The organism is Streptomyces sp. NPDC021225 (assembly GCF_044332865.1).
Lineage (GTDB): Bacteria > Actinomycetota > Actinomycetes > Streptomycetales > Streptomycetaceae > Streptomyces.
This window is the reverse complement of record NZ_JBIRPV010000008.1, coordinates 449,653-463,310: the sequence shown is the minus strand read 5'-3', so window position 1 is coordinate 463,310 and position 13,658 is coordinate 449,653. Positions and strand designations below refer to the sequence as shown.

Below are 13,658 nucleotides of genomic sequence, written 5' to 3'. Positions count from 1 at the left end.
AAGCTCACCCGGCCGTTCCGGTACCTCCAGCGCAGATCAGGCGGGGCACTTGGACGGGGGTGGTGTCCGGGCTGGTCGCTACGGTGTCGGCATGCGTACAGCGGAGCTCTTCGACAGCGGTGAACTGGCAACGATTTTACGGGAGGATCAGGACAAAGTCGGGTATGCGGTGCAGTCCGCGGCATACGACGATCGTCTGGATGTGCTCGAGTTCGTCCTGCGGCACGAGCCGTTGCAGTTCGATCTCGATGCCGCGTTGTCGACGGCGACCGAGCGTCGAGGGAGTGCGGCGTTCGTGCAGGCGCTCCTGGCCGCTGGGGCTCGGCCGACACCGGGGTGGCAGAGGTTCCCGCTGTGGGCCGCGGCGACAGCGGGGGATGTGGATACCGTGCGGCTGCTCCTGGAAGCCGGCGCGGACCCGAACGCGCGCACGGACGACCGGGACAGCCCGGACGGCTGCCGCCTCCCGCTGGTCGGCGCCATCCGCGCCGACGCGCACGCCGCGGTCGCGGCCCTGCTCGACGGAGGCGCTGACCCGAATGTGCTGACCGACGCTCTGCGTCGCCCGCTCGACGTCGCCCTGGAGACGGGCGACACCGCGACAGCGGAGCTGCTGTGCGCCCGGGGGGCTACGGTCTTCGCACCTGAAGAGGCTGACCTGGTCCAGGCGACACGGCGGGGCTTCCTCGCCCGGGTGCGGGAACTGCTGCCGACGCAGGAGCCGGCCGCACAGGGCCGCGCGCTGATCGTCGCCGTACAGGAGCGGCAAGTCGATGTCGCGGTGGTGGTCTTGGACCGTGGTGAGGTCGGGTCGAACGACCTGGGGGTGGCGCTGGGCCAGGCGATCGCTTTCGACGTGCCTGCGGTGGTACCGCACCTGATCGCCGCCGGGGTCAACATGGATGCACCCGACAACTACTACCGCACACCGCCGATCGTCCTGGCCGCCGACCGCGGGCGTGTCCAGGTGGTGCGCGACCTGCTCGACGCCGGGGCTGACATCCAAGCCCGCGACGAGGACGGCCGCAACGCACTCGCAGCGGCTCGGCAGCAGGGCCGCACTGAGGTCGAGCGGCTGCTGCGCACCGCCGGTGCGAACGCGCGGACGCCACAGGAGATCGCACGGGCGGTGAAGGCCAAGCTCGCCCATGTCGCCCGCCTCGCATGGAGCCCGCTCATCGGCGCCACAGACGGGGACGGCGAACCGGGCGCCTCGCGGTTCGGCGGCCTGCCCTGGCTGGGTGCGGATGAGCCGTGGCCTGGCTGCGCCGACTGCGTGGCCCCGCTGACGTTCTTCGTGCAACTCGACCTCGCGGGCGCGCCCAAGCAGGCGCGGGATCTGGGCACGGGGTTGTTGCAGTTGTTCCACTGCACCGCGTGCAACCCGTACCACGCCTTCTCGGGTGGCCACCTGGTTCGGGTCGTCGACGCGGCCGGCGAAGCGTCGTCGCCGACACCGCCCGACGGTGTCCGAGTGTTCCCGGAGCGGCCGATTGCCGGGTGGGCGCGTGCGGTCAGGGACTATCCGTACCGTGAGGCAGACGAGTCGGAACTGCTCCCGGAGGAACGTGCCGCCGTGTTCGGGCTCAACCGTCAGGGCGACAAGCTGGGAGGATGGCCGAACTGGGTCCAGGACCCCGGGTACCCGAACTGCCCCCGCGGGGACCGCCGCATGACGCAGCCGATCCTCCAGATCGACTCCGGACGCGGGGTGCCTCATGTGTGGGGCGACAACGGTGCGGGCTACATCGTGCAGTGCCCCACGCACCGCGACCAGGTCGCCTTCCTGTGGCAGTCGGCGTGACCGCAGCGCCCGGTCGAGGCGAAATTTGACCCAGGAAGGAAGACCGGGGGGCGTTTCATAGGTGGTCGCTCATGAAACGCCCCGCCGCGCAGTGCTCGACCTGCGGCGATCATGTTTCGTGAGTTGTTGCAAGAGACTGGGCGCCTGAAACACCCTCACGAATCAGGGCGTTCCTGGTGGCAGCGGGGTTGAGGGGGTCCCCCCGATGACCGAGACACTCATGATCCGTTCCAACCGGTTCAGGAGCGTCGCAGACAGTTCCGCACGGGCGGTATCAACATCGCCCAGTGCGCGATTGAGGGTTTCGGTCCGTCTGGCCTCCAGCGGAGGAATATTCTCTCCGAATCCCACCTGCCGGATCACTTCCGAGCGTATGAGGTCGGTCAGGCGGTTGAGAGCCTCCAGGACACGGAACTCGCCATTGTCGGGGACGGGAAAGGGAGCCCCGTAGTTGGTCTGGCTGACCCAGATGCCGTCGTGCAGGGCGTGGTCGAGGGCGGATTGCGAGGCGTCGCGGCAGATGGTTACCGCTTCGTCGAAGGCGGCATGGGTCACGGGAAGCCCCAGCCCGAGTGAGGTGATGGTCTGCGCCAGGTGATTGCGCCAGGCGCGGGTGGTGTTTCGCATGAGGATGACGCGCGTGATCTCGGCTTCTCTACGAGTCCGCGCTGCGGTTTCGCGGGCATCCTCGCGGGCGGCTTGCGCAACCCTCCAAGGGCCCCAATAGGCGGCGGCCGCGGTGATGAGGGCCCCACCGAGTGCACCCAGTAATCCGTAGATTGCCTCCGACACGAACTTGCTCCCCCTTCAGGGCGATGCGCTTGCGCGACTGCCTCGTGCCTGCCTGTCGCAATGGTCACACGGTGAGTGAACCGCCACTAGCCCATCAACCTGAGCGTGCTTCGCGCGTGCTGGACAGGGCGAGGTGCCCCAGACCCACTCAGTCCCCGGAGCGTCCACGGACACGCCCATGAGTGCAATCAGCCCGCTGCCACCACCCGCGAAGCCCGCCGGGCCTCGCACTTCCCACCGAGTTCACGTACCAGCAGCGACCCGAGAGCGGATGTGCCGGCACAGGTAGTCCGCTTCTTTCTCCAGCCTCTGGGTGATCTCCTTTTCGATCTCCCGGACCTGCCCCTGGAGGGTCTCGTCCTCCAGATGGGTCTCGTAGCAGCTGTTCAAAGCGGTGCGCGCCGCGTCGTCCGGGCTCGCGTCTTTGCCGCCGAACGCCAGCAGCCGCGGCAGCTGTGTCTCGAGGTCCTTCGGCAGCGGCTGTCACTCGTCGATCTGCGGGACCATCGTGGTTGGCGCGCCGAGGTCGAGCCGGTTGGCGATCCGCCCGGCGGTGACGTTGGCGAGCATCCCGGGGGCGTGTGTGGTGAGCGCTGCCAGCAGGTCTTCCTTGAGCGTGCCGGACGGGGTGAGGCCGTACTCGGCGACCGGTTCGGTCAGGTCCTTCTTCTTGAGCTGGCCCAGGCGCTGTATTGCGCCAGTTAGCGTCCGGGCGAGGAGATGCTGAGCCTCTCCGCCTGAGGGGCGGAACGCCGCATCCCGGTGAAGCCGGGCGCTGCGCCGGCACAGGGTTCGGCGAGCGTCTTGACCAGCGCGAACCGAAAAATGCACGTTTCCGCGCACTGCGGCTGTGAGCCGAGGTTATGGACAGGGCTTGTTCTTGTCCGTTGTCCATGGCTGAACGGGCTTGAGGTCCTGCCTGCCCGGGGCTTGGAGCTTGTGATCGGCTCAGAGGCTGCCGGGGCGGACCAGGCCGGTCCTCTTCACTCCGGTGAGGATGGGTGTGACCTCAAGGGTGGTGATGTGTTCGAGGGCGCCGATGGTACTTCACCATCACCGCAGGCCAGGCAGGTGATGCACCCTTCGAGACGGTGATGTCCCGCATCCGCGTGCCCCGCGCTGGCCCTGGCAGGCCCCAGACCCGGCCCCTGGCCGTTCTGGCCGACCGCGCGTATTCCTCACGTGCCATCCGCATCCACCTGGGGCGCCGGGGCATCCGTGCGCTCCTCCCACAGCCGTCCGCCCAAGCCAGCCACCGTCTGCGACGAGGCCGACTCGGTGGCCGCCCGCCCGGCTTCGACAGCGAGGCATACAAGCAGCGGAACACCGTCGAGCGGTGCATCAACCGCCTCAAAGCAGTGGCACAGCCTGGCCACACGAACCGACAAACCCGCGATCGCCTACCAGGCCGCACTCCACCTCGCGAGCATCGTCATCTGGACCCGACGCTGACCAAAGAGACAGAACCTAGGAGCGCGTCTCAGTAACCATGCGGGTTGATGGCGGCTTCTAGGTTGTTCAGGGTTGGCGGCGGGCTCGGAGCTCACGTACTCTGCGCGGGTGAGTGAGATCTTGACCTACGTCGAGATGACGTCGTGTGACCAGCTCAAACCGGCCGTTTCCGTGCCCAGCCTGGCTCTGGAGCCGCTGGACCGCGATTCATCGCTGATCACCGACCTTCAAGCCCGTATCGGCGCACCTTACGGCTGGGAGAGCGCCAGCCGCTCCGCCGAGGAGTGGGAGGCCTGGTTCGCCGGGTGCCCGGCCAGGAGATTCTGGCTGCTGTCGTTCGGCGGCAAGCCGGCGGGCATGGTCAACTACGACCTGCATCCTTCTCGCGAGATCGAGATTGAGACCTTCGGTCTTCTGCCGGAGTTCATCGGCAAAAGGTTGGGCGGTTTCGCGCTGACTCTCGCAGTACGACAAGCGTGGGAACTGCTGCCGTCGGCAACGCGTGTCTGGCTGCACACCTCGTCACTGGACCACCCCGCTGCGTTGCCCAACTATCACCGTCGAGGCTTTCGCACTTTCAAGATCGAGGAAGGCGATCGAAAGCCATTGCCGTACGGCGTCAGCTGACGCTGGTGGTCGATTCGCGCTCGGTCCCGGCGATTTGGCCGGACAGAAGCCGGCCAGCGCCCTGCGCGCATATCTCGGGCTCGACCACCTGCTGTCGCCGGTGCCCGATCCCGGGTCAGCGACGTTCAGGCCGTTCGCCCCGGAGCTGACAGACGCGGTCGCCTCGCGATGCTTTGCCCCCCCCCCTGATCAGTAACGGCGACCCGCATACAGATCGTGATCATTCATACGGGATGATCATGGCATCCGTGCTGAGGAGCGACTGTTTGAGGCCGAGCTGGTCGAAAAGAAGCGTCTGCAGGCCCGTGCAACCGGCGTGGGCAAGCGGTTCCGGGCGTTCGACCCGCACCAGGTCTTGCTGCTGCCGCAGTCGCTGGACGACTGGCTCCCCGAGGACCATCTGGCCCGGTTCGTCGCTGACCTGATCGACCAGACACTTGACCTCACGCCGATCCTGGACGACTACACGGAGAAGCGCGGCTACCCGCCCTATGACCCGCGGCTGATGGTGCGCCTGCTGATCTGCGGCTACACCACTGGCGTGCGCTCCTCCCGGGCGATCCAGCGCCGTTGCGTCGACGACGTCGCCTTCCGGTTCCTGGCCGCCGACCAGGCTCCCGACTTCCGCTCAATCGCCCGGTTCCGCCGCCGCCACCTGGACGCGCTTGCCGGCCTGTTCCTGCAGTCTCTGCATCTCGCGCAGAAGCTCGGCATGGCCACGATGGGCCGCGTTGCTCTGGACGGAACGAAGCTGGAAGCGAACGCCTCCAAGCACAAGGCGATGAGCTACGGGCGGCTGGTCCACAAGGAGGAACGCATCGAGGCCGAGATCCCCGCACTGGAGACGAAGGCGGCCGCCCTGCTGCCCGATGCCGAGGCCACCGACATGGCCGAAGACGCCAGGCTCGGCGTCGACGGCAAGGAGGTCGCTCTGCCCGCCGAGCTGGGCCGCCGCGAGCAGCGCCTGGTCAAGCTGCAGGCCGCCCGCGCCCAGATCGAGGCCGAGGCCGCCGAGAAGGCCCGCCGCCACGCCGAGGACAAGGAACGCCGTCGCCAGGAACGCGCCGGCAGCGGCGACGAGCAAGCCGTGACGAACGCCGGGAACAAGGCCGCAGACAAGGCCCGGCCCAAGCCCAAGGCGCAGGCCAACTTCACTGACCCCGCCTCGCGGATCATGAAGAACGGCGACGGCACTTACATCCAGGCCTACAACGCCCAGGCCGTCGTCGACGAGCAGCACCAGATCATCGCCGCCGCCGACGTGGCCACCAACGCCTCCGACGCCCTGAACTACACTGCCGTGCTCGACCAGTCTGCGCAGAACACCCGCGCCCACCCCAAGCATGCCCTGGTCGACGCCGGCTATTGTTCCGAGACCAACCTCGAAGCTGCCGGAGAGCGCCAACTGGCCTGCGGCACTGAAGCGTTCATGGCCACTGGCCGACTCAAGCACGATGAGCAGGTCCCGCCTGCACCCCGCGGACGCATCCCCCCAAGGACGCCACGCTGAAGGAGCGCATGGCCCGCAAGCTGCGGACCAAGACTGGTAAGGCCGCCTACGCTCGCCGAAAAGCCATCGTTGAACCCGTTTTCGGTCAGATCATGACCTGCCAGGACGGCCACCGGCTCCCCCTGCGCGGCGAGGACGGGGGGGGCGAGCCGAGTGGCGACTGCCGGCCGCATGCCACAACCTCCGCAAGATCTTCCGCCACGCCGGGACCGCGGGACTCGCCATCACAACCGGCTGACCCACCGGGCTTCTCGGCCCGGTCACCGGGTCCCGCCAGGTCGGCTTCCCACCCGACAGGCCCCCGAGTGTCGCCCCATCACTGACGCACCACGCTGCTGCCTGCCCGTTACCGAGACACGCTCCTAGCCGATATGTTCGGCCAGAGCGACGATGACTCCCGAGGGGCCGCGGAGGTTGCAGAGTCGGTAGATGTCCTCGTACTGCGCCACCTCGCCGAGGAGTTCGGCGCCATGGCGGCGCAGGCGGGTGATCGTGTCGTCGATGTCGTCGACGGCGAACATGACACGGTGCAGGCCCAGAGTGTTGGGTGGCGGGTTGAGCGGTCCGGCAGTGATCGCCGCGGGGGTGTGGAACTTCGTCAGCTCCAGCTTGCCGTGGCCGTCCGGGGTGCGCATCATCGCGATGGCGCTGCGGACCCCGTCGAGGCCGACCGTCTGGTCTGCCCAGACTCCCTCGATCTGCGCTTCGCCTTCCAGCTCCATGCCAAGCTCGGTGAAGAAGGCGATGGCAGCCTCCAGGTCGTCGACGACGATGCCTACGTTGTCCATCCGCTGAATCGTCACGGGGTGCTCCTTCTTCGTCGCGCAGTCCGTTCTGGCTACTGGTACCCCTGAGACGGAGCCAGTGCCGCATTCTCGACACCCGGAAGTGTCGATGTTTTGGGCGCTTCACATTGCCGACGACCTACGGCTCGCGATCGCCTACCAGACCGCACTCCACCTCGCGAGCATCCTCATCTGGACCCGACGCTGACCAAAGAGACAGAACCTAGCCCGTGCACGGCGTACTCCAGGACGACCACGGACTTATCGGCGTCGTGATGGACTGCCAGTTCGTCCGCGCTGGCCAGGACCGTCGCGTCCCCATAGCCGCGGTACAGGTCGGCGACCGCGCGCCGTCCCTGGACTCGCCGCGGGTAGCCGGGGACGGAGACCACGTACTCGACCACGACGTCCTCGGCCAGGAAGTCGAAGAAGTGCTCCCCGTCGACAAGGCCCGCGAGCCTTTCCTGGATGATCCGGAAGAACGGGTCCAGGGCCGCGAAACCCTCAAGGTTCTCCCTACGTTGTTGACCGGGACAGGGCGAACCCTTCGTATGGTTCTTCCACCCAGGGGCGTCGGGTGTGGCTTTCAAGGTTCTGCCGCTTGTGGCTTCCATCGATTGGCCGCCCGACGCCCCGCGACGACTCGGCTGCCAATGAGGAATTGCGAATGATCGCTCCGTAGGGAATCGACAGCGAGGTCGTCCGTCGGGAGGCACCAGCAACACCACCGCACGGAGGCACCACATGGCCGCGATCTGGGCCGGCATCGATGCAGGCAAGACCCACCACCATTGCGTCGCGATCGACGAGAGCGGCCGCCGGCTGCTGTCCCGACGCGTTACCAACGACGAGACCGAACTGCTCGAACTACTCGCCGATGTCCTGGCGCTGGGTGATGAGGTGACCTGGGGCATCGACCTGGCTGACGGCGGAGCCGCCCTGGCCATCGCGCTCCTCCTCAACCACGACCAGCCTGTGCACTACATCTCCGGCCGAGCCATCCACCGGGCTTCCGAGAGCTACCGAGGCGAGGGCAAGACCGACGCCAAGGACGCCGCGGTCATCGCCGACCAGGTCCGGGTCCGACGGGATCTGCAATTCATACGCTCCGGCGACGAGACCGTCACCGACCTCAAGATCCTCACTGGCCGCCGGATGGACCTGGTCGCCGACCGCACCCGCACCGTCAACCGGCCCCGCGCCCAGCTCACCAGCATCTTTCCCGGTCTGGAACACGCGCTGGACCTCACCGACACTGGCCCGCTCATCCTCCTGACTGGCTACCAGACGCCGGCCGCCATCCGTCGGCTCGGTGCCAAGCGGCTGGAGAGCTGGCTGCGCAACCGCAAGGTTCGCAGCGCCGACCAGCTCGCCGGGGCGGCCGTTGAGGCCGCCGACCGTCAACACACCAGCTTGCCTGGAGAGAAGTTGACCGCGCAGCTGGTGCACACGCTGGCCAGGGAGGTGATGGCCCTCAACCAGCAGATCGCCGAACTCGACAAGCTGATCGAGTCCCGGTTTCGCGACCACCACACCTTCGAAGTGATCACCAGCATGCCCGGCCTGGGAGTCATCCTCGGTGCCGAATTCCTCGCCGCCACAGGCGGTGACATGACGGCCTTCGGTACCCCCGACCGCCTTGCTGGCTTCGGCGGCGTCGCTCCGGTCCCGCGCGACTCCGGCAAGATCAGCGGGAACCTCCGACGCCCGCAGCGATACAACCGTCGCCTCCAGCGGGTCTTCTACACCTCAGCGCTGTTCAGCATCCGCAAGTGCGAGGAATCCCGCCGGTTCTACGATCGCAAACGAGCCGAGGGCAAGCGTCACACCCAGGCCGTTCTCGCGCTCGCTCGACGCCGCGTCAACGTCCTCTGGGCCCTCCTCCGCGACGGACGGTGCTATGAGCTCACGCCGCCCGTCGCCCTCACTGCTTGACAAACGGCATGAGGAATCGTTGGACATCGTCACACGGCCGCCGTTGCCGTCCGGGCGTGGGCGTTGCGCTGCGCGAACTCACGGAAGATGGTCGCCTTCTGGCCGGAGACCTTCTCGATGTCGTCGTTGGGCGTCGAGCCGTGGCCGGTGATGGTGGTGCCGGTCTGCCACCGGAGCATCACCGCGTAGTCGATGGGCACGATTCCGGCGGCGACGGCGCCGCCGATCCAGGCCTCGGGGTCGAGGTCCTGGTGCGTGACGGACTGTCCGGTCACGGTGGTGATGATCTCGGCGACTTCACCGACCGTGAGGGCCTGCGGGCCGGTGGGCGCGTACCGGGCCCCGTCGTGGACCGGGCGTGGTCGGCGCCGTAGGTGCTCAGGTAGGTGACGTGGCGTACGCCGGCGGCTTCGGCGAGGTCGAGGAAGATCGCGACCTGGTCGGCATACGCGACCCGCATGACGGGCGTGACGAGGTAGAGGCTGTCGACGCCGCACAGGGCGTCGGCGTGGGTGGCCGGGTTGTCCCAGTCGAACAGCACGTCCGCGCCGTGACGGGCCGCGGTGCGTGCGTTCCGCCCCCGCTCGGCGAGCCGCCTCGCCAGAAGCGAGCCGGTGCGGCCGGTGCCGCCGAGAACGAGGGTGGTCTGCAGTGATTCAGTCATGGATTCATCACGAGAGAGCCCTTAGGAGCGGATCAATGTGCGATTCGCTCGTTTTTTACGTTAGACGCTCTGATCGTTGCCGACGGCGATCGCTCTGCTGATGCTGGTTGGATGGACCTACTGCGTGATCACCTTGCGCGGGCACGCGCCGGCGGCGCGGTCTTCGCCTGGACGGTCGCCGAGCCCCCGTGGGGGCTGCGCCTGGCCGGAACGATCCAGCTGTCCGTGCAACACACCGTCGTCCGCGGCCGGGGATGGCTGTGGTTCGACGCCGACGACCCGGGGCACGCTGTGGAACTCGTACTCGGGGAGGTGACCCTCGTACGCGGCGGCACGGACCACTACGTCGGCCACGAGCCCGGCACCGACTGCCTCGAACCGGAGGAGTTCCGGGCCCGGCACGCCCACGACGGGGAGTCTGACACCCCCGGGCGGCGGTGTTCCTCTGCGGTGCCTACCGATTCTCCAACCAGAGTCGACGCGCGACAGGGGGGCGGCCGCCCGGCACCATGCAGGAGATAGAGGCGGGCTTGAACCCCCGTGACCGGGGTTCAAGCCCGTGTTCTTGACGATTGTGATCAGCCGGCGTTCGGGTCTTGCCCGACCAGCCGCGTGAGCAGCGCCACGATCTGCGCCTGGTTCCGGTCCATCTTCTGGCCGAGCTCCTCGAGGCGGTCTTCCAACCGGTCCACCTTCTGATCGAGGTTCCCAACCTGCAGACGCACCGCCGTCAAGTCGGACTTGATGATCCCGAACTCGCGATCGCTCTTCTCCGCGACCTGCTCGAAACGCCGGGTCAGAGCAGCGAGCTCACTGTGGGCTATGGGGTCCTCAGGCACTCGCAGCGCTCCCGACAGATCATGAAAAGCGGACATCAGGTCCCCACAATATCGCGCTCGCAGAGCCCAAGCCCGGTTCAGCTGGAGGGCTGTCGGGAGCGGGGCGCCGTTCTCTTCAAACATCAGCTGAGTACGGTGGTCCGCTGCCTCTAGGAGAGCGAGGCCGTAGGTCGTCAGCGCGCGACAGGTGCGCACCCCACCGGTTGCAGCACCTCGGTTCGAGTTATTTGCTAATAAGTACAAAACCGATTAAACGGGGCAGTCCTCGGGGTGCGAGTACCGAAGAATGCCGTCGGCGACGAGGGCATCGGAACGTGGGCGTGGATCACCAGCCCAGCAGAGGCTCACGGCCCTGTCTACAGGTCTCTGAACGAGTTACTTCAAGGAAGTCGACATCATGGGACAGCTCGATGACATGATCGCCCTGGTGACCGGCAGCTCGACCGGGATCGGTCTGGCCATCGCCCGTCGATTCGCCACCGAGGGCGCCACTGTGTACCTCACCGGTCGGCACAAGACCGGGCTGGATGCGGCCGCACAAGCCGTCGGTGAACGGGCCATCGGCGTCCAAAGCGATGTGTCGAATCTCGACGATCTCGACCGCCTCTTCGCGACCATCAAGGAGCGCAGCGGCCGGCTGGACGTCGTCGTCGCCAACGCCGGCGTCGCCGAGCTCGCGCGACTAGGCGAGATCACCGAGGAGCAGTACGACAACACCTTCGGCATCAACGTCAAGGGGACGATCTTCACAGTCCAGAAGGCACTCCCCTTGCTGCCGGACAGGGCTTCGGTGATCGTGCTCTCGTCCACCAATGCGTCGATGGGCGTCGAGGCGATGAGCGTCTACAGCGCCACCAAGGCCGCAGACCGCAACCTGGCCCGCACCTGGGCCGCCGAACTCGCGGGCCGCGGCATCCGGGTCAACGCTCTCAGCCCGGGCCCGATCGAGACCCCTGGCATCCGCGGCCTGGGGAGCCCCGCAAAGGGGGAACAGCAACTGGCGGACGGCCTCGCGGCGATGATCCCACTCGGCCGGATGGGCCGCGCCGACGAAGTCGCCGCCGCGGCCGTCTTCCTCGCCTCGGACCAGAGTTCCTTCACCACGGGAGCCGAACTCTTCGTCGACGGCGGCCTCGTCCAGATCTGAATTCCGAGCGCCAGCCGTCGGGATACGCGCCGGCTGTGCGCGGGTTCTGCCGGAGCCGATCCTTGTCGCCATCGATCTCGCTGAGATTTCTGTCGCCTGACCACGACGCGAGTACACCGCGCTGGCGTCCATCAGCGAGATCGGCCAGACGCCGTCCTTGCCGGATTTGCCGCCGCTCAGGGAGAGGGCCGACGGGTTGCCGTGCCGGTCGCAGACCCGCCTGCGGCGATCGCCGGCCACCACCCGGCACACCGATCTCATTGCGAAATGATCAGTTAAAGCCGCACCCCGACTACTTGGTGCACGGAGAACACGGCGCTTGCCCCCTCACCTACTGCGGCGGCGACGCGCTTGATCGATCCGTGGCGCACATCGCCTGCCGCGAAGACCCCGGGGATGCTGGTTTCGAACGGCAGTGGCCCACGCCCGAGGTTTTGCCAATGCTGGCCAAGATCTTCCGTCGGGATGTGCGCGTCGGTGCGGATGAATCCGTTCCCGTCCACGGAGCAGTCGCCGTACAGCCAGCCGGAAGCGGGATCCGCCCCGATGAAGCAGAACAGTCCTCTGCACGGCTTCACGGCTTCCTCTCCGGTCACCGAATTGGTCATCCGGACCGACTCCAGCGACGTATCGCCTTCAAGGGCAGTGATCTCGGTGGAGGCTCGGACTGAAATCATAGGGTCCGAAACAATCCGATTGACAAGATAGGAGGACATGCGAGCTCCGATATCCTCCCCGCGGACCACGAGATCGACGGTACAGCCCCTGCTGGACAGGAAGAGCGCGGCCTGTCCGGCGGAGTTCGCCCCGCCGACGACGGCTACTTCTCTACCCGCGCAGGAACGGACTTCCAGCTCCGTGCACGCGTAATATATTCCTGCGTTCTCGAACTCGCCCCATCTTGCAATCGGAAGGGACCGGATGGGCACCGGTCGCGATAATGACAGCTCGTGCGAGAATTTCTATTCCGCCGAACAGGGAGATTCTCAGCCGTTCGCCGCTTGTGTCGACGGTTGTCACCTTGCTCGGGAAGTACATGCGCGCACCGAATTTGAGAGCCTGGATCGAGGCGGCCTTGTTCTCGGTCATGGGTGATGGGTAGTTCTCTTTGCGGACGAAGAGTACATATTGCTGCGTGCGGGCGTTGTAGATGACCCTGGGCCGCCAGACTCCGGCGTTCCGCAGCTCGGGGCCGAGGTCAGGCTCAGCGCGCTATTGCGGAACTCCCAGGTATGGAGGTCGGTGGAGCGGTAAACCGGGATCGACGCGAAGGGGCCGTTGGGGTAAGTGTTTTCGCCGAACCAGTAATAGTATCCGCCCACTTTGATCATGCTGCCGCCATGCCCATGTACCGCGTCTCCGGCGGTGTTGATGAACTGGGTTCCATTGGTGAACGTCACCGGGACGGCCTGGGCTTTGTCGGAGCCCTGTAACGGTAGGAGGAATCCGATGCACACTGCGACGACTAATCGCAGAACGGCATGCAGTCCGCTACGCATAGCGATACGTCCTTTCTTGCGAGCTCCTTGATCCGGCAGCGCCTGCACGTGGCTGGTCCCTGCCGCAGGGCCCCGAGGGCTTTCAGCCGCAGTCGTTGCGATTGATACATAGAGAGCGGGTCCGGTCGTTGCGGTTGTAGCCGCGCAGGTCGTGGATGGAACCGCCACTCCTGGTGACGCACACCCACCGGCCGGCGAAGTTGCGCCTCTCGTAGACGCGTGCGGTGCCATCGGAGTTGTTACGCACCGAGCTGCCGCGATCGCGGATGGTGGAGGGCAGGTCCTTCACGCTGCCGTCGACGACTCGTTTCGCCCAAGGCTGTCCGCCGAAGTCGATCTCGGGTCGATGCACACGTAGCCGCCGGGGCAGTCGACCTCTACCGACCTGGTGGCCGCCGGCGCGGCGGCGGGAGCCGCGGGGCCTGGTCGGTGCAGCGGCCACCAGGCGGCGGGAGAGAACGTTCACGCCACAATGAAAAGCCCCGAGCGCCGCCCACGGGGGCGGCGGGACATAAAACCACACGATCGGGGGCGAGTATCCGCCGAACCTGATCGCATCACGGCCGAATCGATGCCTGACGCGATGTCAGTGGCTCGGGCCACG

Annotated in this window: 16 protein-coding genes and 2 pseudogenes; 7 read left to right on the top strand and 11 right to left on the bottom strand. The window is 66.8% G+C overall.

The window, feature by feature from the left end; genetic code table 11:
• Positions 1-49: 49 nt before the first annotated feature.
• On the top strand, positions 50-1,804 hold the full coding sequence (locus tag ACH4S9_RS32855) for an ankyrin repeat domain-containing protein (protein WP_398375179.1): 1,755 nt from the start codon (positions 50-52) through the stop codon (positions 1,802-1,804).
• A gap of 162 nt (positions 1,805-1,966) precedes the next feature.
• Here ACH4S9_RS32855 and ACH4S9_RS32850 read toward each other — a convergent pair whose 3' ends face one another.
• The 3 genes from ACH4S9_RS32850 to ACH4S9_RS32840 all read right to left on the bottom strand — a co-directional run bounded on the left by ACH4S9_RS32850 (position 1,967) and on the right by ACH4S9_RS32840 (position 3,439).
• Positions 1,967-2,596 carry a hypothetical protein gene (locus ACH4S9_RS32850; protein ID WP_398375178.1) on the bottom strand — a complete coding sequence of 210 codons (630 nt, stop codon included), beginning with the start codon at positions 2,594-2,596 and terminating at the stop codon, positions 1,967-1,969.
• 243 nt (positions 2,597-2,839) lie between these two features.
• Positions 2,840-2,986, bottom strand: a complete 147-nt coding sequence (locus ACH4S9_RS32845; protein WP_311724163.1) for a hypothetical protein — start codon at positions 2,984-2,986, stop codon at positions 2,840-2,842.
• A 93-nt stretch (positions 2,987-3,079) separates the two neighbouring features.
• On the bottom strand, positions 3,080-3,439 hold the full coding sequence (locus ACH4S9_RS32840; RefSeq protein WP_398375176.1) for a hypothetical protein: 360 nt from the start codon (positions 3,437-3,439) through the stop codon (positions 3,080-3,082).
• Between the two features lie 209 nt (positions 3,440-3,648).
• Between ACH4S9_RS32840 and ACH4S9_RS32835 the strand changes: the two are divergent.
• From ACH4S9_RS32835 to ACH4S9_RS32825, 3 genes and pseudogenes are all read left to right on the top strand, one after another.
• A pseudogene (locus tag ACH4S9_RS32835) lies at positions 3,649-4,048 on the top strand (transposase); the annotation flags it as partial.
• Between the two features lie 108 nt (positions 4,049-4,156).
• Positions 4,157-4,675, top strand: a complete 519-nt coding sequence (locus ACH4S9_RS32830) for a GNAT family N-acetyltransferase (RefSeq protein WP_385338013.1) — start codon at positions 4,157-4,159, stop codon at positions 4,673-4,675.
• A 262-nt stretch (positions 4,676-4,937) separates the two neighbouring features.
• Positions 4,938-6,423 (top strand): annotated as a pseudogene (locus tag ACH4S9_RS32825) (IS1182 family transposase).
• A 124-nt stretch (positions 6,424-6,547) separates the two neighbouring features.
• Here the strand turns inward: ACH4S9_RS32825 and ACH4S9_RS32820 are convergent.
• Both ACH4S9_RS32820 and ACH4S9_RS32815 read right to left on the bottom strand, forming a co-directional pair.
• Positions 6,548-6,988 carry a VOC family protein gene (locus ACH4S9_RS32820; protein ID WP_358842830.1) on the bottom strand — a complete coding sequence of 147 codons (441 nt, stop codon included), beginning with the start codon at positions 6,986-6,988 and terminating at the stop codon, positions 6,548-6,550.
• Positions 6,989-7,158: 170 nt separating this feature from the next.
• Positions 7,159-7,584 (bottom strand): hypothetical protein, encoded by a 426-nt coding sequence (locus tag ACH4S9_RS32815; protein WP_398375174.1) that lies wholly within the window; start codon positions 7,582-7,584, stop codon positions 7,159-7,161.
• 130 nt (positions 7,585-7,714) lie between these two features.
• On the opposite strand from ACH4S9_RS32815, the gene ACH4S9_RS32810 reads away from it, so the two are divergent.
• Complete coding sequence (locus ACH4S9_RS32810; protein WP_398375172.1) at positions 7,715-8,905, top strand: IS110 family transposase; 1,191 nt, start codon at positions 7,715-7,717, stop codon at positions 8,903-8,905.
• 29 nt (positions 8,906-8,934) lie between these two features.
• Here ACH4S9_RS32810 and ACH4S9_RS32805 read toward each other — a convergent pair whose 3' ends face one another.
• Both ACH4S9_RS32805 and ACH4S9_RS32800 read right to left on the bottom strand, forming a co-directional pair.
• On the bottom strand, positions 8,935-9,180 hold the full coding sequence (locus ACH4S9_RS32805; RefSeq protein WP_311724160.1) for a hypothetical protein: 246 nt from the start codon (positions 9,178-9,180) through the stop codon (positions 8,935-8,937).
• Positions 9,177-9,569, bottom strand: a complete 393-nt coding sequence (locus tag ACH4S9_RS32800; protein ID WP_385338019.1) for an SDR family oxidoreductase — start codon at positions 9,567-9,569, stop codon at positions 9,177-9,179. The genes ACH4S9_RS32805 and ACH4S9_RS32800 overlap by 4 nt, the downstream gene beginning before the upstream one ends.
• Positions 9,570-9,680: 111 nt before the next feature.
• Here ACH4S9_RS32800 and ACH4S9_RS32795 point away from each other — a divergent pair, with 111 nt between their 5' ends.
• A complete protein-coding gene (locus ACH4S9_RS32795) occupies positions 9,681-10,091 on the top strand; it encodes a cupin domain-containing protein (RefSeq protein ID WP_398375170.1) in 411 nt (136 codons plus the stop codon).
• Positions 10,092-10,147: 56 nt separating this feature from the next.
• On the opposite strand, the gene ACH4S9_RS32790 is transcribed toward ACH4S9_RS32795, so the two are convergent.
• Positions 10,148-10,408, bottom strand: a complete 261-nt coding sequence (locus ACH4S9_RS32790) for a hypothetical protein (protein ID WP_311724157.1) — start codon at positions 10,406-10,408, stop codon at positions 10,148-10,150.
• Between the two features lie 397 nt (positions 10,409-10,805).
• Here ACH4S9_RS32790 and ACH4S9_RS32785 point away from each other — a divergent pair, with 397 nt between their 5' ends.
• Positions 10,806-11,555: an SDR family oxidoreductase gene (locus ACH4S9_RS32785; RefSeq protein WP_311724156.1), complete on the top strand. Its 750-nt coding sequence runs from the start codon at positions 10,806-10,808 to the stop codon at positions 11,553-11,555.
• Between the two features lie 275 nt (positions 11,556-11,830).
• Here the strand turns inward: ACH4S9_RS32785 and ACH4S9_RS32780 are convergent, their stop codons facing one another.
• The 3 genes from ACH4S9_RS32780 to ACH4S9_RS32770 all read right to left on the bottom strand — a co-directional run bounded on the left by ACH4S9_RS32780 (position 11,831) and on the right by ACH4S9_RS32770 (position 13,520).
• Positions 11,831-12,484 carry an NAD(P)/FAD-dependent oxidoreductase gene (locus tag ACH4S9_RS32780; RefSeq protein ID WP_398375168.1) on the bottom strand — a complete coding sequence of 218 codons (654 nt, stop codon included), beginning with the start codon at positions 12,482-12,484 and terminating at the stop codon, positions 11,831-11,833.
• On the bottom strand, positions 12,384-12,644 hold the full coding sequence (locus tag ACH4S9_RS32775) for a hypothetical protein (protein WP_398375230.1): 261 nt from the start codon (positions 12,642-12,644) through the stop codon (positions 12,384-12,386). Before ACH4S9_RS32775 ends, ACH4S9_RS32780 begins: the two co-directional genes overlap by 101 nt.
• A 492-nt stretch (positions 12,645-13,136) precedes the next feature.
• Positions 13,137-13,520: a peptidase inhibitor family I36 protein gene (locus ACH4S9_RS32770; RefSeq protein ID WP_311724154.1), complete on the bottom strand. Its 384-nt coding sequence runs from the start codon at positions 13,518-13,520 to the stop codon at positions 13,137-13,139.
• Between the last annotated feature and the right edge of the window lie 138 nt (positions 13,521-13,658).

What these genes read in the sequence shown, in the direction of transcription:
- ACH4S9_RS32800 (WP_385338019.1), bottom strand. Translation starts at nt 9,569, where the DNA reads ATGACTGAATCACTGCAGACCACCCTCGTTCTCGGCGGCACCGGCCGC.
- ACH4S9_RS32795 (WP_398375170.1), top strand. Translation starts at nt 9,681, where the DNA reads ATGGACCTACTGCGTGATCACCTTGCGCGGGCACGCGCCGGCGGCGCG.
- ACH4S9_RS32775 (WP_398375230.1), bottom strand. Translation starts at nt 12,644, where the DNA reads ATGACCGAGAACAAGGCCGCCTCGATCCAGGCTCTCAAATTCGGTGCG.
- ACH4S9_RS32810 (WP_398375172.1), top strand. Translation starts at nt 7,715, where the DNA reads ATGGCCGCGATCTGGGCCGGCATCGATGCAGGCAAGACCCACCACCAT.
- ACH4S9_RS32785 (WP_311724156.1), top strand. Translation starts at nt 10,806, where the DNA reads ATGGGACAGCTCGATGACATGATCGCCCTGGTGACCGGCAGCTCGACC.
- ACH4S9_RS32815 (WP_398375174.1), bottom strand. Translation starts at nt 7,584, where the DNA reads ATGGAAGCCACAAGCGGCAGAACCTTGAAAGCCACACCCGACGCCCCT.